This is a genomic window from Paraburkholderia dipogonis, from assembly GCF_042680985.1.
Classification (GTDB): domain Bacteria; phylum Pseudomonadota; class Gammaproteobacteria; order Burkholderiales; family Burkholderiaceae; genus Paraburkholderia; species Paraburkholderia phytofirmans.
Genome location: NZ_JBHUFR010000011.1, coordinates 326,563 through 344,632 on the forward strand (window position 1 = coordinate 326,563; position 18,070 = coordinate 344,632).

18 protein-coding genes are annotated in these 18,070 nt (G+C 63.7%); 11 read left to right on the top strand and 7 right to left on the bottom strand.

All coding sequences use genetic code 11. From position 1 onward, the window contains the following. Nucleotides 1-173 precede the first annotated feature (173 nt). Nucleotides 174-1,982 carry a YbbN family protein gene (locus tag ACFSNN_RS16915; protein WP_134456757.1) on the top strand — a complete coding sequence of 603 codons (1,809 nt, stop codon included), beginning with the start codon at nt 174-176 and terminating at the stop codon, nt 1,980-1,982. 57 nt (nt 1,983-2,039) lie between these two features. Continuing rightward, nucleotides 2,040-3,857 (top strand): tetratricopeptide repeat protein, encoded by a 1,818-nt coding sequence (locus ACFSNN_RS16920; RefSeq protein ID WP_134456756.1) that lies wholly within the window; start codon nt 2,040-2,042, stop codon nt 3,855-3,857. A 62-nt stretch (nt 3,858-3,919) separates the two neighbouring features. On the opposite strand, the gene ACFSNN_RS16925 is transcribed toward ACFSNN_RS16920, so the two are convergent. Beyond that, nucleotides 3,920-4,426, bottom strand: coding sequence for an OmpA family protein (locus tag ACFSNN_RS16925; RefSeq protein WP_134458948.1), 507 nt, complete (start codon nt 4,424-4,426; stop codon nt 3,920-3,922). Between the two features lie 238 nt (nt 4,427-4,664). Between ACFSNN_RS16925 and ACFSNN_RS16930 the strand changes: the two genes are divergently transcribed. The 6 genes from ACFSNN_RS16930 (at nt 4,665) to ACFSNN_RS16955 (ending at nt 10,227) form a co-directional block, all read left to right on the top strand. Next, nucleotides 4,665-5,348 carry a chorismate--pyruvate lyase family protein gene (locus ACFSNN_RS16930; RefSeq protein ID WP_134456755.1) on the top strand — a complete coding sequence of 228 codons (684 nt, stop codon included), beginning with the start codon at nt 4,665-4,667 and terminating at the stop codon, nt 5,346-5,348. Beyond that, the gene (locus tag ACFSNN_RS16935; protein ID WP_134456754.1) at nt 5,348-5,821 is read left to right on the top strand and encodes a DNA-deoxyinosine glycosylase; all 474 of its coding nucleotides are present in this window, start codon (nt 5,348-5,350) and stop codon (nt 5,819-5,821) included. Before ACFSNN_RS16930 ends, ACFSNN_RS16935 begins: the two co-directional genes overlap by 1 nt. Next, entirely contained in the window at nt 5,818-6,750 is a 933-nt protein-coding gene (locus ACFSNN_RS16940; protein WP_134456753.1) for a class I SAM-dependent methyltransferase, read from the top strand. Before ACFSNN_RS16935 ends, ACFSNN_RS16940 begins: the two co-directional genes overlap by 4 nt. Nucleotides 6,751-7,157: 407 nt before the next feature. Continuing rightward, a complete protein-coding gene (locus tag ACFSNN_RS16945) occupies nt 7,158-7,403 on the top strand; it encodes a DUF3311 domain-containing protein (protein WP_012432260.1) in 246 nt (81 codons plus the stop codon). Beyond that, entirely contained in the window at nt 7,403-8,953 is a 1,551-nt protein-coding gene (gene mctP, locus ACFSNN_RS16950) for a monocarboxylate uptake permease MctP (protein WP_134456752.1), read from the top strand. The genes ACFSNN_RS16945 and mctP overlap by 1 nt, the downstream gene beginning before the upstream one ends. Before the next feature lie 149 nt (nt 8,954-9,102). Then, complete coding sequence (locus ACFSNN_RS16955) at nt 9,103-10,227, top strand: FUSC family protein (RefSeq protein WP_134456751.1); 1,125 nt, start codon at nt 9,103-9,105, stop codon at nt 10,225-10,227. Nucleotides 10,228-10,394: 167 nt separating this feature from the next. On the opposite strand, the gene ACFSNN_RS16960 is transcribed toward ACFSNN_RS16955, so the two are convergent. Together ACFSNN_RS16960 and tal are read right to left on the bottom strand one after the other, a co-directional pair. Further along, the gene (locus ACFSNN_RS16960) at nt 10,395-10,808 is read right to left on the bottom strand and encodes a VOC family protein (protein WP_012432263.1); all 414 of its coding nucleotides are present in this window, start codon (nt 10,806-10,808) and stop codon (nt 10,395-10,397) included. Between the two features lie 474 nt (nt 10,809-11,282). Continuing rightward, nucleotides 11,283-12,236: a transaldolase gene (tal, locus tag ACFSNN_RS16965; protein WP_134456750.1), complete on the bottom strand. Its 954-nt coding sequence runs from the start codon at nt 12,234-12,236 to the stop codon at nt 11,283-11,285. A 59-nt stretch (nt 12,237-12,295) separates the two neighbouring features. Here tal and ACFSNN_RS16970 point away from each other — a divergent pair, with 59 nt between their 5' ends. After that, nucleotides 12,296-12,637, top strand: coding sequence for a hypothetical protein (locus ACFSNN_RS16970; RefSeq protein WP_377747266.1), 342 nt, complete (start codon nt 12,296-12,298; stop codon nt 12,635-12,637). 33 nt (nt 12,638-12,670) lie between these two features. On the opposite strand, the gene ACFSNN_RS16975 is transcribed toward ACFSNN_RS16970, so the two are convergent. From ACFSNN_RS16975 to ACFSNN_RS16985, 3 genes are all read right to left on the bottom strand, one after another. Continuing rightward, nucleotides 12,671-13,891 (bottom strand): benzoate/H(+) symporter BenE family transporter, encoded by a 1,221-nt coding sequence (locus ACFSNN_RS16975; RefSeq protein WP_134456749.1) that lies wholly within the window; start codon nt 13,889-13,891, stop codon nt 12,671-12,673. 61 nt (nt 13,892-13,952) lie between these two features. Further along, nucleotides 13,953-15,128: a vWA domain-containing protein gene (locus ACFSNN_RS16980; RefSeq protein WP_134456748.1), complete on the bottom strand. Its 1,176-nt coding sequence runs from the start codon at nt 15,126-15,128 to the stop codon at nt 13,953-13,955. A 141-nt stretch (nt 15,129-15,269) separates the two neighbouring features. Next, nucleotides 15,270-16,112, bottom strand: a complete 843-nt coding sequence (locus tag ACFSNN_RS16985) for an AAA family ATPase (RefSeq protein WP_134456747.1) — start codon at nt 16,110-16,112, stop codon at nt 15,270-15,272. 480 nt (nt 16,113-16,592) lie between these two features. Here ACFSNN_RS16985 and ACFSNN_RS16990 point away from each other — a divergent pair, with 480 nt between their 5' ends. Further along, complete coding sequence (locus tag ACFSNN_RS16990) at nt 16,593-16,961, top strand: c-type cytochrome (RefSeq protein WP_106280215.1); 369 nt, start codon at nt 16,593-16,595, stop codon at nt 16,959-16,961. Between the two features lie 59 nt (nt 16,962-17,020). After that, the gene (locus ACFSNN_RS16995; RefSeq protein WP_134456746.1) at nt 17,021-17,404 is read left to right on the top strand and encodes a c-type cytochrome; all 384 of its coding nucleotides are present in this window, start codon (nt 17,021-17,023) and stop codon (nt 17,402-17,404) included. Nucleotides 17,405-17,522: 118 nt separating this feature from the next. Here ACFSNN_RS16995 and ACFSNN_RS17000 read toward each other — a convergent pair whose 3' ends face one another. Then, on the bottom strand, nt 17,523-17,957 hold the full coding sequence (locus ACFSNN_RS17000) for a DUF1841 family protein (RefSeq protein WP_134456745.1): 435 nt from the start codon (nt 17,955-17,957) through the stop codon (nt 17,523-17,525). Nucleotides 17,958-18,070: the final 113 nt, after the last annotated feature.

The following is an 18,070-nucleotide window of genomic DNA, read 5'->3' on the forward strand; positions in this document are numbered from 1 at the left end:
TATTAAATTGAGATTAATTTATGAGATGTAAAAGCGCGGTTTTGTCTTATGCTCGCGCGAATTTTATTCGGAGGCCTGAAGCATTATTTCCAATGCTCTAAGCATTGAAAGCACCGGGTCCGATTTTTGTAATTACGCCTTCGCGCATGACAACAACAACGCTCTGAATTCCCATGTCCGATTCCGCTCTGGCAGTACCTCTCGATTCCGTTCATCTCCTGTGGTCCATCTTGCGTGAGCAAGGTTTCGATGCCGCCGCGCGTCGCGCGGTCGAATTCGCCGTGGCAGGCGGGACGCCGCAGTTGCACGCCGACCTGTGCGCGAGCGCAGGGCGTTTCGAAGAGGCGTATCACAGCGCGTCGCAGGCGCAAGCGTGCGCGAACGGAGCGCGCCATGCGCGGGTCGCGCTGTTCGCCGATGCCCTCGGCTACGCCGGCGCTGCGCAGCGCAACAGCGAGCGGGCGGTGGCCGCGCAGCCGGTCGAGACGACGATCGACTGGGTCGCGTGGCTGATCGGCACGTGTGGCGCCCACTCGGCAGCCGCGCGAATCTTGCGAGCTTACGAGCGTCGAGCGCCGCAGGACGCGCGCGCGCCGTGGTGGTTGTCGATCGCGTTGGCGGCGCTGCCGGAGGCGAGTGCGCGGGACGAGCGGCGCGCGGCGCTGTCGCGGGCGTATGCGCTCGATCCCGCGATCGATCCGGCGTTGCCGTTGCAACTCGTGCTGGCGTTGCGGGAGATGCGCGATTGGCCGATGGTCGAGCGTATCTGCCGCGAAAGTCTTGCGCGCAATTCCGCCGATGCGGAGATGGCGTGGCAACTCAGTCACGCGCAATGGCAGTGCAACGACGCAGCCGCGGCGGAGGTCACCATGCGCGCCGTGGACGCCGTCGCGCCCGGCAATGCAGACGCGCTGGCGGCTGTCGGCATGTATCTGAACGAGCAGGCGCGCTATGCGGACAGCGAAGCCGCGCTGCAAGCGGCGCTCGCGATCGATCCGTCAGCGGTGCAGGCAGCGGTCGATCTGGCGGACCTGGAACTGCGGCGCGGCGATTGGTCGAGCGCGTGGCCGCGTTTCGAGGCGCGCCTCGCGCGCGAAGACCGCGAGCAGAACAACGTCGTCAGCGTAATGACACGTTTGTGCCCGCGCTGGTGTGGCGAAGCGCTCGCCGGCAAGACCCTGGTCGTGCACAGCGAACAGGGCAGCGGCGACGACATCCAGATGGTGCGCTTCGTCCCTCAGCTGGCGGCGCGTGTGCATGACGAAGGCGGACGGCTGGTGCTTGCCGTGCGTCGGGCGCTGCAACCGCTGTTTGCGCGTTTCTATGCGAATTGCGTGTCGATCGAAGAAGGCCCGCTCGGCTCGCCGGATTACGCGTTGCCGCTCATGAGCCTGCCGCTCGTGCTCGGTCTCGAGCCGGAGCAGGTGCGCGGCTCGCCCTACCTGCAGGCCGATACAACGAAGGCTGCGGCCTGGCGCGAACGGATCAGCGCGCACGCACCGGCTGCGAGGTGGCACGTCGGTCTCGTCTGGTCGGGCAGCCCGACGCATCGGCGCGACGCCAAGCGGTCGATTCCGCTTGCCGCGCTGGCGCCGCTGCTGGCGCTTCAAGATGTCGTCTTCCATCCGCTTACGCCCGGACGCCATGCCGATGTGACCGTGCTCGCCGCGCAAGGATATCGCCTGTGCGATCTGACCGGCGATTACAAAGACGGCTTCGACGACGTAGCGGCGCATCTCACCGCGCTGAACGCGCTGGTGACGATCGACAGCGCGCCGTTGCATCTTGGCGGCGCGTTAGGGCATCGCGTGCTGGCCATGCTCGATCACGTCTCCCACTGGTCGTGGGGCAACGAAGAGGCGCAGCCCTGGTACGACTCGGTCGAACTGTTCCGGCAGCCGCAGCCTGCGCAATGGGCGCCGGTGGTCGAGCGGGTGGCCGCGCGTCTGAAGACGATGCTCGTGCCGCACCAGACGGCCTGAGCGGCGCACACCACACCACGCAAGGTTCAGAGCAACTCACGCAACTGATCGACTTTGATGCACGAACACGAATTCCCATTCCCCACCAGCGTTTCCAACGATCTCGGCGCCATTGCCGCACATGCCGACACCTGCTTCGCCGCGGGGCGTCATCACGAAGCAATTGCCGACTACCAGCGCGTTCTCGCCGAACAGCCGCACAACGTACACGCGCTGCATCGGCTCGGCCTCGCCATGTTTTGCGTCGATCGGCCCGACCGTTCGCGCGAGCACTTCGATCAGGCGTTGCACGTCGCGCCCGAGCGCGCGGACATCTGGGAGCATCGCGGTTTGATCGCCGCGCTGGACGGCGAGCTGATCGCCGCCGAAGCGTTCTATCATCGCGCGGTGGGCCTCGGTGGCGGCACCGTGAGCCTGCATCGGAATCTGGGCGATTGCCTGACGCTGTCGAAGCGTCTCGTCGAAGCGCGCGGCCACTACCTCAAAGCGCTTCAGCTCGAACCGACGTTGCATCACGCCGTTCGCTCGCTCGCACGAATCAGTACCGAGCTCGAACGCTATCAGGACGCAGCTGACTACTGGCTGCGTGCATGGGCGCTCGACCCGGCGCATCTGCCGGACGCGCTCGACCTGATTACCGCGATGTCGAGAGCACAGCGCGGCGAGGGGATCGACAGCGTGCTCGCCGAACTGCGCGTTCGTTTCGCCTCGGACGCATCCGCGTTGCAACAGGTGACCTTCGCATTGAACAACGCGGAGCGTTTCAGCGATGCGATCAGCGTCGCCATCGAAGCGCTCGGCGTCGATCCGCGCAACGGCTGGCTACATCACAACGCGTCGTTTGCGTTCAACATGCTGGGCGACTTCCCGGCCATGCATGCGCATGCCGTCGAAGCCGCGCGGCTGATGCCCGATCATCCGCTGATGCAATTCAACCTCGCAGCCGCACAACTGCGCGCCGGCGACTACGAAAACGGCTGGAAGCAATATCGGTGGCATGAAGCCCTGCCGGAAAATCACGACCTGGTTCGCCCGGCTTATCCGGAATGGCAAGGCGAACGGGTGACGGGCCGCCGCTTTCTGCTCGTCGGCGAGCAGGGGCTGGGCGATCAACTGCAGTTCTTGTGTATGGCCGACTGGTTGAATAAGCGCGGCGCACAGGTCGACGTCTGGGTCGAAGCTCCGCTTGGCGAAGTGGCGCGAAGCGCGGCCGGCGTGCGTGCCGCGTGGACGACCGCGCCGCCCGGACCGTACGACTACTGGTGCCGCATGCTGAGCATGCCGGAGCCGATGAAGCTGGACCTGCCGATGTTGCCGCTCGCGACGTCGTATCTGCGAGCGGAACCCGCGCAGGTACAAAGCTGGCGGAGCCGGCTCGACACAATCTGTGCAGCCGATGCACGCGAAGCGCCCGGAAAACGCGTCGGCATTGTCTGGGCCGGTAATCCGGCGTACGAGCTCGATCGGTATCGGTCGATTCCATTGCGCCAATGGCTGCCGGTTTTGCAACAGACCGGCGTGCACTGGTTCGCGCTGCAAAAGGGTGAGACACAGAACGAAGCAGTGGCGTCGTATGCGGATACCGGAATGCACAGCCTCGGGCCGGAGATCGACACGTTTGCCGACACGCTGGCGATCGTGCAGTCGCTCGATCTGGTGATTACGGTGGACACGGCGGTCGCCCATCTGGCCGGCGCATGCGGCACGCCGGTCTGGGTGCTGGTGCCGACGTTCACCGACTGGCGCTGGCTGACGGCGCGCGACGATAGTCCGTGGTATCCGTCCGCGCGACTGTTCAGACAGCACGAGTTGGGGCGTTGGGATACGGTGCTCGACGAGGTCGCAAGAGCATTGCGCGATTTTGTCGCTGGATGAAAACCGGGCGCCTCACACGCGCCCAGTTTTTCGGTTGAAGGCGGTCGCGAAATGGCGGTCGATTACTTCTTGCCCATCAACGTATCCATCGTCTCGCCGCGCACGACGATCTCGGTGCGACGGTTCAGCGCGCGGCCTTCGGGCGTATCGTTGCTCGCCACCGGATTGTTGTACGCGTTGCCCTTGGTGCGAATGCGGTCCATGGCGATGCCGCGCGCCACGAGTGCGTAACCCGCCGCGCTCGCGCGCGCTTCGGACAACTGCTGGTTGTAGTCGAGCGTGCCGACATTGTCGGTGTAGCCTTCGACGACAATCGGTTTCTTGCTGCGCTTGAGCAGCACGGCCGAACGATCGATGACCGCGGCCGCGTCGCTGCGCACGTCGGATTTGTTGAAATCGAACAGGGCGGTTTCGGGCAGCTTGACCGCGACACCGCCGGCGACCGGCGCCACCTCGATACCGACAGCCTTGTTCAGCGATGTCTCCGTATCGCGGTTCAGTTGCGCCGCGCAACCTGTCACCAGCAGGACCGAGATCGCGCATGCGGTTGTGCTCAGAATGTTCCTCATCTTCATGTCTTTTCCTTGACTGTTCGTTCATGTGGCGCGCCGTTGATCGCAGCGGCCGGCTTTGCAAAGCACGGAGTTTTTATCGCGCGACGCGAGCCGCGGAGAATCGGAACTATCTGAAATCGACGCGCCAGTGGAAGTGCTTCACCACCGCTGTCGTAGTCGATGAAATCCGCTGAAGGGCGAGACCTGCGCGTTGGCGAATGGTCCGACAGCCGCGCCGTTATAATCCGACACCATGTCCATCCGTTTCGATGCCGCCGACGCCCACTGGCGCGTCGCGCCCTTACCCGGCTTCACCGCCGCCCAGAAAGACTGGCTGACCCGCGGCGGTTCACTGACCGCGCATCTGCGTGCGCTCGGCGCCGTCGCGGTACGCGTCACGCACGAAGGCGTCGCGCTGCCGTGGGCCGACGAGAGCGCCGCGCTCGGCCTTGTGCCGCGTGCGCCGGTCTGGGTTCGGGAAGTCTCGCTATCGGTCGACGGCGTGCCGTTCGTGGCGGCGCATAGTGTCGCGCCGCTCGCGGCGAGCGCCGGGGTGTGGCAGGCCATACGGCGACTGCGCACGCGGCCACTGGCGGAGTTGCTGTATAGCGATAGCAGTGTGGCGCGGTCGTCGCTGGTGAGCCGCAGGTTGAGCGCGCGGCATGCGCTCTATCGTCTGGCCGCGCGTGAAATCGAAGGGTTGCCGCCGCACGCGCTGGTCGCGCGCCGCTCGGTGTTCGAGCGCCACGGCGCGCCGCTGATGGTCACTGAATGCATGTTGCCGGCGTTATGGATACATCTGGCGAGCTTGTCAGGCGCGAGCCGATCGGACGAGTGGCTCGCGCATCCGCGGGTGCGCGAACACGGCCGTGCGCTCGAACACACCGCATCGCGCGCGCATCCCGCCGCGCGCGCGCCCGACGAACGGAGCCGCTGATGCTGCGCGGTTTTCCACCGGTCGCCGCCGCGGATACGCATACGCTGATTCTCGGCAGTTTTCCCGGCGAGGCATCGCTTGCCGCGACGCAGTACTACGCGCATCCGCGCAACCAGTTCTGGCGCCTGCTCGGCGCCGTGCTCGACGAACCGCTCGCCGAACTCACGTACGAGGAGCGCTTGCGCCGCGTGCTCGCGCATGGCATCGGCGTATGGGACGTGCTCGCCGCCTGCACGCGCGAAGGCAGTCTCGACGCCGCGATCCGCAATGCCAGCCCGAACGATTTCGCTTCGTTGCGCGCGCACGCGCCGAAGCTCGCGAAAGTCTGCTTCAACGGCAAGACGGCGGGCCGCTTTGCGCCGGTGATCGGCGCGGCAGGCTACGCCACCCTCGTATTGCCTTCGTCCAGTCCGGCGAATGCTATGCTCTCGTTCGACCAAAAATTGCGTCTTTGGCGCGACATCCTTACATGACGAACTTGATCAAGCGCGCTTCCGCTGAAGCGCGTGCCTTCCGCAACCGCGACGCTGACGCCGCCGGTGGGAAACAAAAACCGCACAAATCGCAGAACGCCACGCGCAACAAAACGCGCGTTTCGCACGACGACGATCTGCACGACGCGCCGCAAATCGAAGCGCCGCGCAAGCCGCGTTTTGCGCCGGTCACTTTCTCGGAAGAGGGCGGCGTGCGCTTCCTGCATTTCGGCACGGAGTGGGTGCAAGGCGCGATGCGTCTGCGCAAGCCGGATCACATCGAACTCGAATACGCGCAACAGATGATGGCCTGGCTGCTGTTTATCGAAACGCCCAGGCGCATCGTCCAACTCGGTCTGGGCGCCGCGGCGCTGACCAAGTTCGCGCACCGCTTCCTGAAGCGCGCGAAGGTCGAGGCGGTGGAAGTGAACCCGGCGGTCGTGGTGGCCGCGCGCACGATGTTCGAGCTGCCGCACGACGATGCCCGTCTCACGGTGCACGAAATGGATGCGTGGGACTTCGTCAATGATCGCGCCAACCACGGCACGATCGGCGCGTTGCAAATCGACGTCTATGACGCAACCGCGCGCGGTCCGGTGCTCGACAGCGTCGGCTTCTATCGCGCGGTGCGCGCGTGCCTGACCGACGCGGGCGTGGCGACGGTGAATCTGTTCGGCGATCACCCGAGCTTCGTGCGCAACATGAAGCGTCTGAACGAAGCCTTCGACGGCCGCGTGGTCGCGCTGCCGGAAGTGCACGACGGCAACCGCATCGCGATCGCGTTCTCGGGTCCGGCGCTCGAGGTGCCGTTCACGGCGCTGCAAGCACGCGCCAAACTGATCGAAGCCGAACTCGGTCTGCCCGCGCGTAAGTGGATCAAGGGTCTGCAGGAATCGACCGGGCAGAACGGCGACTCGTTCTCGATCTGATTGCAACGACTCATGCGATCGGGCCGCGCAAGCCGGCCCGATCCAAAGCAGTTCATGGACTGAATGTCGTCGCCGACGCGCCACGCGCCGTTGCGCCCACGCGACGTTCGCCGCCTTTATCCATCGCGCATTGAACAGCCGGTCCTCTTCCTCGCGAAGCGGGCCAGTCTGTCAGACCCAAGCGGTACGCCCCGATGCGCCTCGCCACAGCGCTTGAACGCCTCCTGCTGAAACACCTTCGCGCCGACGCTGAAAGCACGTTCGTGCTGGGGTCGTCCCTGCTTGACCGCGATCTCGCCGCTCCTATACTCTTTCGAAGCTTTCGGGGCGCCCGTGGCCATCCGCTGTGGGATCCACCACCCGTCAAACACGGGCCAACATTTCAATAATAGGGAAGAGGAGACGTCATGGCTCACGACGCCGACGCGAACAAGGCCAGCAAGCACTGGCTCTGGTTGCTGCTGTTGCCCTGGATCGCGATGATCTGGGTGCCGTCATATAACAAGGTCGAACCGGTGCTGTTCGACTTTCCGTTCTTCTACTGGTATCAGCTCCTGTGGGTGCTGATCAGCGCAGTCATCACAGCGCTCGTGTACTTCAAGACCAAGACGCGCTCGCGTTCCAATGGCCGTCCGCAGGGGGGCGCACGATAATGAACGCCATAGCAACTTTCGTCTTCGTTCTGTTTTTCATCGGCGTCACGATTCTCGGCTTTATCGCGGCCCACTGGCGGCGCGGCGATCTCGCGCATCTGGAAGAGTGGGGCCTCGGCGGCCGGCGCTTCGGCACCATCGTCACGTGGTTCCTGCTGGGCGGCGACCTGTACACCGCGTACACCTTCATCGCCGTGCCGGCGCTGGTGTTCGGTGCGGGCGCAACGGGTTTCTTCGCGCTGCCGTACACGATCCTGATCTATCCGTTCGCGTTCGTGGTGTTCCCGAAACTGTGGAGCATCGCCAAACGTCAGGGCTATGTGACGTCGGCGGACTTCGTGTCGGCGCGCTATGGCAGCCGGATGCTCGCTCTGGCGATCGCCGTGACCGGCATCGTCGCGACCATGCCGTACATCGCGTTGCAACTGGTCGGTATCGAAGTGGTGATCGGCGCGCTCGGTTTCGACACCAAGGGCTTTGTCGGCGACCTGCCGCTGATCATCGCGTTCGCGATCCTGGCGGCCTACACGTACACCTCGGGTTTGCGCGCGCCGGCCATGATCGCGGTGGTCAAGGACGTGCTGATCTACATCACGATCTTCGCCGCGGTCATCGTGATTCCGCCGCAACTGGGCGGCTTCGGTCATATCTTCAGCGTGGTGCCGCCCGCCAAGCTGCTGCTGAAGGCGCCGGACGTCTCGAGCCTGAACGGCTACAGCGCGTACGCGACGCTCGCGGTGGGTTCGGCGCTCGCGCTGTTCCTGTATCCGCACTCGATCACAGCGGTGCTGTCGTCGAAGTCGGGTAACACGATCCGCCGCAATATGGCGATGCTGCCGGCTTACTCGCTGGTGCTCGGCCTGCTCGCGCTGCTCGGCTTCATGGCCTTGGCTTCGGGCGTGAAGGACATGCCGGAATTCGCGCCGTACTTCAAGGCGTTCGGCCCGAACTTCGCGGTGCCGGCGCTGTTCCTGCATTACTTCCCGTCGTGGTTCGTCGGCGTGGCGTTCGCGGCGATCGGCATCGGCGCGCTGGTGCCGGCGGCGATCATGTCGATCGCGGCCGCTAACCTGTACACGCGCAACATCCACAAGGAGTTCGTCAATCGCAGCATGACGCATGAGCAAGAGACCAATGTCGCCAAGCTGGTCTCGCTGATCGTCAAGGTCGGCGCGGTGGCGTTCATTCTCGGCCTGCCGCTCACGTACGCGATCCAGTTGCAGCTGCTCGGCGGGATCTGGATCATCCAGACGCTGCCGGCGATCGTGCTGGGCCTGTACACGCGTGTGCTCGACTACCGCGGCCTGCTGGCCGGCTGGGCGGTCGGCATTGCGACTGGCACGTGGATGGCGATTTCGCTGAAGCTGGCCGGCTCGATCTTCACGATCCATCTGTTCGGCATGGCGATTCCGGGCTACGCCGCAGTGTGGTCGCTGATCGTCAACCTGGTGGTGTCGGTGGTGGTGAGTCTTCTGGTGCGTGCCTTCGGCATGCAGCACGCCGAAGACCGTACCCGTCCGGAAGACTATCTGGACGTGGTCGAAGGCTGATCATCGCTGCTTCATGTCGTGCCGCTCCACGTGGTGCGACAGCCTGAAAACCGCGACGCCCGCACACCAGAATGTGCGGGCGTTTGTCTTGATGAGGCACTCCAGGGCAGGATAGCGGAACCGTCCTTCACCGTATCGAGCGCGCCGCCATGGCTTCTGCCGATTCCCGCACCGTGATTCCACGCCGCTCGGCGCTCAGCCGGATGATCCGCGCGGTGACGTCGCCTTACTACCGCTATCGCCACGCCAAGGTGCTGCACAGTCTGCGTGTCGGGCTGGCCATGCTGGTGTCGATTCTGGCGACCACCGGCATCGACATTCCGCACGGCATCTGGTCGTCGGTCACTTTGCTGGTGGTGATCGGCGGCTTGCAGCATCACGGCAATATCCGCAAGAAGGCGGCGGAGCGGGCGGCGGGCACGCTGCTCGGGGCATCGATCGGACTCGCGCTGATCGTGCTGCAGAACCTGACCGACTCGCCGCCGCTCACTTATGTGCTGATGTCGATCGTCGCGGGCATCTGCGCGTGGTTCGCGATCGGCTCCTCGGGCTATATCGGGCTCCTGACGGCGATCACCATGTGCATCGTCGCGGGCCACGGCGATAACCAGATCGACGTCGGCTTGTGGCGCACGGCGAACGTGCTGATCGGCATCGTGATCGCGCTGGCGTTTTCGTTCGCGTTGCCGCTGCATGCCACCTATTCATGGCGCTACGGGCTCGCAATCAATCTGCGCGAATGCGCGCGCATCTACACGCGGCTCCTGGAAGGAGAGACGATCAGCGAGGAAGAGCAGGTCAGGCGCTTTCTGGCGATCAACAAGCGGCTTGTGCAATTGCGCTCGCTGATGCCTTCGGTGGCGAAGGAAATCGAGGTGCCGCAATCGAAGCTCGAGGAGATTCAGCGGCTGCACCGCTCGGTGCTCAGTTCGCTGGAGTTGCTCGCCACCGGTCCGCTGATGCACGCCGACGCCGCGGCGCGCGCCGCGTACGCCGAGCAATGCGGCGCCGAGGTGCGCAGCGTGCGCGCGATTCTGCTGGCGATGGCGCGCGGGCTGCGCTTTGGCCGGGCGACGCACTTTGGTATTCCGTCCGCGTCGGCGCTGGCGCAGAGGCACGGCGACGCGGCGCTGAAGCTGCCGCCCGAATTTCAGGGACCTTACTGGCTCGGGCAGCGGCTTGCCGAACAGGTGGACCGACTGCGCGAGCGGTTACTGGAAACCGAGCCGAACTGGAACATCGAACGGCGCGCGTGGCCTTTGTTGAAGGCTTGATGGGTCGGCTCCCGCTCCTGGGCGGCGCGGCGGGCTGGCCGAATTGAGAGTGGCGACGAGCGCAATCGCCGCCACCGTCACGAATACCGCAGCGCTGCCGCGAGCGCCCCAATGGCAGCAACCGCCGCTGGTGTGCACGCTCATTGTGGTCCGCTGTGCCGTGGCGCTCAACTGTCGGGCACTGTGACCATCCACATGAGACCGAAGCGGTCGACCACCATGCCGAAGCCTTTGCTCCAGAAGGTAGGTTGAAACGGGAGCGTTACCTGGCCGCCGTCGGCAAGGGCATTGAAGAACTGTTTGGCGGACGCGTCGTCGTCGGCGGTTAGTGAGAGGCTGAAGCCGTTCATGGTGGCGGCGGGATCGCAATGACCGTCGGAGGCCATCCAGTCGGTCGAGCCCATGCGCACATTGGCGTGCATGATTTTTTCTTCGAGACCGGGTCGCGGCTGATTTTGCGGATCGGGCGGCGCCTCCTTATAGCGCATCTTGAAGGTGACTTGCGCGCCGAGCTTAGCGCAGTAATAGTCGAGCGCTTCCTCGCAACGTCCGTTGAAAAATACGTAAGGTTGAACGACCATGATCGTCTCCGGAAGGTGTGAGCAGCGCGACATCCCGCAAGAGCCCACGGGTTGAAGAAGTACCGCGTCGGCGCGCGCAGCGCCGCCGGAAGAATGAGTGCCTTGTCACGAACGCGGAATGTGCGAGAACACAGATTCCAGATACACCACTACCGCAACTGCGCGAGGTGCCCGCTTAAGAGCTGGCGGTGCAAAGCGGCTTTCTTTGCCTACTTTCTTTGCCGCGGCAAAGAAAGTAGGTGCCGCCCCGCACAGGGGCGACGCCAATAGACCACCGAGAAATGCCCTTGCAAAAGATTCTAGTCGTCGATCAGGCGGCAATTGTGACTAAATGTCGTAGACGCGACGGCGCGCGACGCGGTTCAAATGCAGCAGCAAACACGTGCCGCAGGTGAGTAAACGGCACACGGCCCTGAACCGTGGAGTCCAGGGCCGTGTATGTGGCGCAGCGGCTAGAAGCAGCGCAAGCGACTCTTACCGCAATGCCTCGATCAACTTCTCCAACTTAACCGCATCAGCAGCAAACGCACGAATCCCTTCAGCGAGCTTCTCAGTCGCCATAGCCTCATCATTAACAAGAAACCGGAACGACGCTTCATCAACCGGCACGCGTTCAATATCCGCATCTTTGGAGCTATCCGGCGACAGCTTGCGCTCCACCTTCTCCGTGCTCTCACTCAGCTTCTGCAGCAAATCCGGACTGATAGTCAGCAGATCGCACCCAGCCAGTTCGAGAATCTGCCCCGGCGTGCGAAAACTCGCGCCCATCACCTCGGTCTTGTAGCCGAACTTCTTGTAATACGCGTAAATGCGGCGCACCGATTTAACGCCCGGATCATTAGCGCCGCCATCTTTCGCTTCATCCCACGCGCTGCCGGCATTCTTCTTGTACCAGTCGTAAATCCGCCCGACGAACGGCGAGATCAACTGCGCGCCAGCTTCAGCGCAGGCCGCCGCCTGAGCGAGCGAGAACAGCAGCGTCATGTTGCAGTGAATCCCTTCCTTCTGCAGCACTTCCGCCGCGCGGACACCTTCCCACGTGGAGGCCAGCTTGATCAGCACGCGTTCGCGGCCGATGCCGTGCTCCTTATACAGCGAGATCAGTTCGCGGCCCTTGGCGATCGACGCTTCGGTGTCGAACGAGAGGCGCGCGTCCACTTCTGTCGATACGCGGCCCGGAATGATCTTGAGAATTTCGGTGCCGAAGGCAATCAACAACTGGTCGATAATCGCGCCGACCGGCTTCGACGCGTGCGCCTTGACGGTCTTTTCGAGCAGCGGCTTGTAATCGTCTTTCTGCACCGCTTTCAGAATCAGCGACGGATTGGTGGTCGCGTCCTGCGGCTTGTACTGGGCGAGCTGCTGGAAGTCGCCGGTATCGGCCACGACGGTGGTGTATTGCTTGAGTTGATCGAGTGCGGTTGTCATGTTCGGGCCTTCAGGGCGCGTGCGCGCCGTGGTTCGGGAGAAATGAGGTTGCCGCCGGCTTGAAACGCAAACCAGATCCGGCGGCCGCGGGTCACGCTGCAGCGCTGCCCGTCATTCTGCTGGGGAATTTTGACGGAAAGCGCTGCCGGATGCTTCTATTCTATGGCGGATCGGCTAATGCAGTGTTGACACTTGCCCAAGTCGATCGGTTCACACCAATTTCAGACGGCATTTTCCATCGATTGATCCGGCGCCGATCGATTCTGCCGAGCGGTTTTTGCCGATTGATTTTGACGGCAATCGGCGGCGGGACCGCGCGTGGCTGCTTCGCGTTGAAGGGCCGTCAGGCATGGGGCGCGCTCTTACCATTTGCGTCAGCGCGGCCGGTTACCCGCCACTAGAACACCGGGCCGCCGCCTCGCGCAGCAATCGCATCAAGCGCGCCGCGCATTCAACACCACTTGCGTCAGCACACCCGCCACCAGCCCCCAGAAAGCTGAGCCGATCGACAGCAAAGTCAGCCCCGAAGCCGTCACCATGAACGTGACCAGCGCCGCCTCGCGCTGCTTCAGGTCCTGCATGGCATTGGCGAGCCCGCTCATGATCGAGCCGAACAACGCCAGCGCGGCGACCGACACCACCAGCGCCTTCGGCAAGGCCGCGAACAGCGCGGCGATCGTCGCGCCGAAAATCCCGGCGATCAGGTAGAAGATGCCGCACCACACCGCGGCCATATAGCGCTTGTTGCGGTTTTCGTGCGCTTCGGGGCCGGTACAGATCGCCGCGGTGATGGCCGCAAGATTGATGCCGTGCGAGCCGAACGGCGCGAGCAGCAGCGAGGCGATGCCGGTGGTCGAAATCAGCGGCGCCGAGGGCGTGGTGTAACCGTCCGCGCGCAGTACAGCGATGCCTGGCACGTTCTGCGAGGCCATTGCCACGACAAAAAGCGGGATCCCGATGCTGACGCTTGCCGCCACCGAAAACACCGGCATCGTGAACACCGGATGCGCCAGCGCGACGTGAAAGCGGCTGAAGTCGAGCAGCCCGAGCCCGCCGGCAGCCGCCGAGCCGACGATCAGCGTCGTGACGATCGCGTAGCGCGGCGCGAGCCGTTTGACGATCAGATAGGTGAAGAACATGGTCAGCACGAGCGCGGTCTGGAATTGCGCGGCGCGGAATATCTCGATGCCGATCTCGAACAGGATGCCCGCCAGCAAGGCCGAGGCGATGCCCGCGGGAATCTTCTTCATGAGCGTGTCGAACCAGCCGGTCAGGCCGACCAGCGTGAGCAGCAGCGCGCAGACGATAAACGCGCCGATCGCCTCCGCATACGCCACATGCGGCAACGAGGACACCAGCAGCGCGGCGCCGGGCGTCGACCAGGCGATCACGATCGGCGCGCGAAAGCGCAGCGACAGGCCGATCGTGCAGACGGCCATGCCGATCGACAAGGCCCAGATCCACGACGAAATCTGCGCGCCGGATAGATGCGCGGCCTGGCCCGCCTGGAACATCAGCACGAGCGAACTGGTGTAGCCGGTCATCATCGCGACGAAACCGGCGACGATGGCGGACAGCGAAGTGTCGGCAAACGGATTGAGGCGCCCGGGCGGCGTGACGGCAGGGGACAAATCGGGCGTGGAAGACGGGCTCATGCAGTTGCTTCTTATCGTTAAAGGTAAAACGAGGGTAAAACGAAGGTCAAACCCGGACTGACTACTTGCTCAGCACGCGCATGGCGGCCTCAAGGCCGGCAAGCGTGAGCGGGTACATGCGATGGCCGAGCACTTCGCGGATCGCGCTGACCGACTGCCGGTACGCCCACAAGCCTTCCGGTTCGGGATTGAGCCACGCGTGATGCGGGAAATGATCGGCGAGGCGGCGCAGCCATACTGCGCCCGCTTCGGCGTTGTTGTACTCCACCGAGCCGCCCGGTTGCAGCACTTCGTACGGGCTCATGGTCGCGTCGCCGACGAAGATCAGCTTGTAGTCCGACGTGAATTTGTGCAGCACGTCCCACGTCGGCATGCGCTCGGCGTGACGGCGGCGGTTGTTCTTCCACAGGAAGTCGTACACGCAGTTGTGGAAGTAGTAGAACTCCAGGTGCTTGAACTCGGCTTTGGCGGCGGAGAACAGCTCTTCGGTGCGCTTGATGTGGTCATCCATCGAGCCGCCCACGTCGAGCAGCATCAACACTTTCACCTTGTTGTGCCGCTCGGGCACCATCTTCAGATCGAGCCAGCCGGCGTTCGCGGCGGTGCTGCGGATCGTGTCGGGCAGATCGAGCTCTTCGGCGGCGCCTTCGCGGGCGAACCGGCGCAAGCGCCGCAACGCGATCTTGATGTTGCGCGTGCCGATTTCCACCTGGTCGTCGTAATCGCGATAGGCGCGCGCTTCCCAGACCTTGACGGCAGTGCGCTTGCCTGACGCATCGCCGCCGATGCGCACGCCTTCCGGGTTGTAGCCGCCATTGCCAAACGGCGACGTGCCGCCTGTGCCGATCCACTTGCTGCCGCCTTCGTGGCGCTCCTTCTGTTCGTCGAACAGTTCCTTCAGGCGCTCCATGAGCTTGTCGAGGCCGCCCATCGCTTCGATCTGCGCTTTTTCTTCGGGCGACAGATCGCGCTGCAGCTTCTTCTTCAGCCAGTCGAGGGGGACGTCGAAAGCGAGCTCGGAGGCTTGCGCGACGCCTTTGAAATACGCGCCGAACGCCTGATCGAACTTGTCGAAATACTGCTCGTCCTTGACCAGCGTGATGCGCGCAAGATAGTAGAACTCGTCGAGCGACGGCGCGATCACGTTGGCCTTGAGCGCCTCGAGCAGCGTCAGGTATTCCTTCACCGACACCGGCAGTTTGGCGGCGCGCAGCGAGTAGAAGAAGTCGATCAGCATGCTGGGTCCTCTGCGGCGGCGGTTGGTCGGGGCGGCGCGCGTTTCTGCGGTGGCTTCGCGACCCTCCGGCTCCTGGTCACGATCAATACGCGCTCATTGAACGTTTGTTGAGCGCCCAATCAACGCTCAATCAGCGCTCGATCAACGGTTATTGCGGTTCATGAAGATCAGCCGCTCGAACAGGCTCACGTCCTGCTCGTTTTTCAGCAGCGCGCCATGCAGCGGCGGAATGATCTGCTTCTGGTCGGACGAGCGCAGCGCTTCGGGCGGAATGTCTTCGGCGAGCAGCAGCTTGAGCCAGTCGAGCAGTTCCGAGGTGGACGGCTTCTTCTTCAATCCGGCGACGTTGCGCAGTTCGAAAAAGCTTTGCATGGCAGCCGCGAGCAGTTCCTTCTTGATGCCCGGATAGTGCACCTCGACGATCTGCTGCATGGTGACCGGATCGGGGAACTTGATGTAGTGAAAGAAGCAGCGGCGCAGGAACGCGTCCGGCAGCTCTTTCTCGTTGTTCGACGTGATGATCACGAGCGGGCGCTGCTTCGCGCGGATCAGCTCGTGCGTCTCGTACACGTAGAACTCCATGCGGTCGAGTTCACGCAGCAAATCGTTCGGAAATTCGATGTCGGCCTTGTCGATCTCGTCGATCAGCAGCACGGTTTGCTGGTCCGACTCGAACGCCTGCCACAGCACGCCCTTGACGATGTAATTGCGGATGTCCTTGACGCGCTCGTCGCCGAGCTGCGAATCGCGCAGGCGCGAGACCGCGTCGTACTCGTACAGACCCTGCTGCGCCTTGGTGGTGGACTTGATGTGCCACTGCAGGAGCGGCATGCCGAGCGCGGCGGCGACTTCTTCGGCAAGCATGGTTTTGCCCGTGCCGGGTTCGCCCTTGATCAGCAGCGGGCGCTTGAGCGTCATCGCGGCGTTGACCGCGAGCTTGAGGTCGTCGGTGGCGACGTACTGCGATGAGCCTTCGAAACGCATGGCGAGATGCTCTTTTTTCGGGAAAAAACCCAGTATAAGTCAGAAGACCTGTTGGCCTGAAACCGCCTCGCGTAAGGTGTCATCCGCGGTGCCGTGGCGTGCAGCGAGTGCGCATGCGGCATCGGCGAACGGGCCGGAGGCTCGCCCGGCGGGCTCGGTGGGCGGGCCCGCCGGGCGCGAGCGGGTGAATGCGGCGTCGGTTGCCGTGCCGGCCGTGGAGTCGAACGGTGCAACCTGCGCGAGCGGCCCGGATGCGACGGCGGCCGCCATGCCTTGCGGACCGGGCGCGGCGGGGCAAAGCGGCGCTAGCCGTGGCTTTGCGGCGGCCGGAAGCGCCGCGGCCCCGCGCGGTGGACGTTCGGCGCGGCGTCGCGGTACAATTAGCCCGATTTTTTTGGCCTGCGTGGCTACCCTATAAGAATAACGGCGCGGGCCGTTGCCTCTTGGTCGCCCGTTTCCCCTCAAGCCAGGTTACATGCTATGAATAAATTCGTTGGCAAAAACGTCGTGATCGCAGCGCTGTCGGTGCTCGCGGGCTATACGGCCAGTGCGCAGGCAGCGGATGTCGTCGGCAACGCGAAGGCGGGCCAAGGCAAGGTCGCGATGTGTATTGGCTGCCACGGCATCCCTGAATACCGCACGGCTTACCCTGAGGTCTACCGCGTGCCGATGCTCGGCGGGCAGAACCAGGCGTACCTCGAGAACGCCCTGCATGGCTACAAGAAGGGCGACCGCCATTTCGAAACCATGCGCGCCATCACCGCGTCGCTGTCGGATCAGGATATCGCCGACATCGCGGCCTACTACGCAGCGCAAAATTCCTCTTCGAAGAGCAATCCCGACAAGTGACCGGCTGCGGCTCGTCCATCCAGTCACTCGGCAAATAAATTCGCGGGATAGGAGAATTCATGAATAAGCCACAACAGGCACTCCACACGGTGTTCAAGGCTGCATGCGCGTCGGCGGCAGTGATCGGTCTGGTTGCAGCGAACCTCGCGCACGCGGCCGACGCCGGCAACGGCAAGGTGCTGTCCGAAAGCCACAACTGCGCGGCCTGCCACGGCGTGAACCTGAACAAGCCGGTGAGCCCGGAATATCCGAAGCTCGCGGGCCAGCATTCGGATTACGTCTACTTCGCGCTGCGTCAGTATCAGATGGGTAATGGCAACCCGCATTTCGGTCGCAATAACGCGATCATGCAGGCGCAGGTGCAAAGCCTGTCGCAAAGCGATATGAAAGACATCGCGGCTTATGTCGAATCGCTGAACGGCGATCTGGTGCAGAAGAAGTAAGCGCGTCGCACATCCTTCGCGCCGATTTCTGATTGAACGACACCCCGCTTTGGCGGGGTGTTGTGCTTTTGGAGGCGCGGTCTTTGCCCGGCTCGCGTGTGTGCGCGCGACGCCGGTCTCAGTCGCGCGTGGCGCGCCGCTCGATGCGTTGCAGATACGCCTCCGTGTCCGGCGGCGTACCCGTGCGCTGCGCTTCCCAGATGGTTTCGCCGAGGCAGTCCATGATCGCGTGCTGCGCCTCGTGGGTCGAGCCGAGGCGCGCGGCGAGCCGTTCATGCGCCGCGCGAATGCCGGGCGGCTGGTCGATCGACAACTGTTCGGTGATCGCCAGATGCATCGACAGATGCAGAAACGGGTTGGTCTGGCCGCGTTCGGGCGAGTAATCCTGAGCCTGGGCGGCGTCGCCGTCGGTCAGGTCGGCGTGGTATTCGGGATGTTCGACGATCCAGTCGGCGGCAATGGCCTCCAGCGGCGTCAGAATTTCGCCTTTGCGCTGCTTGCGCCAGGTGTCGGTGAAGAAGAGACGGACTTCGTCGCGGCTGGGATTGAACATCGTGAGACCGGTGCGTTGAGTGGGGCGTTGAATGTGAGCCTGTGAAGCGTCGACTCGTGAAGGAGGCGAGCTGACAAGCTGACGAGGCAGGGCGTCATTTTACGCCGGGGCGG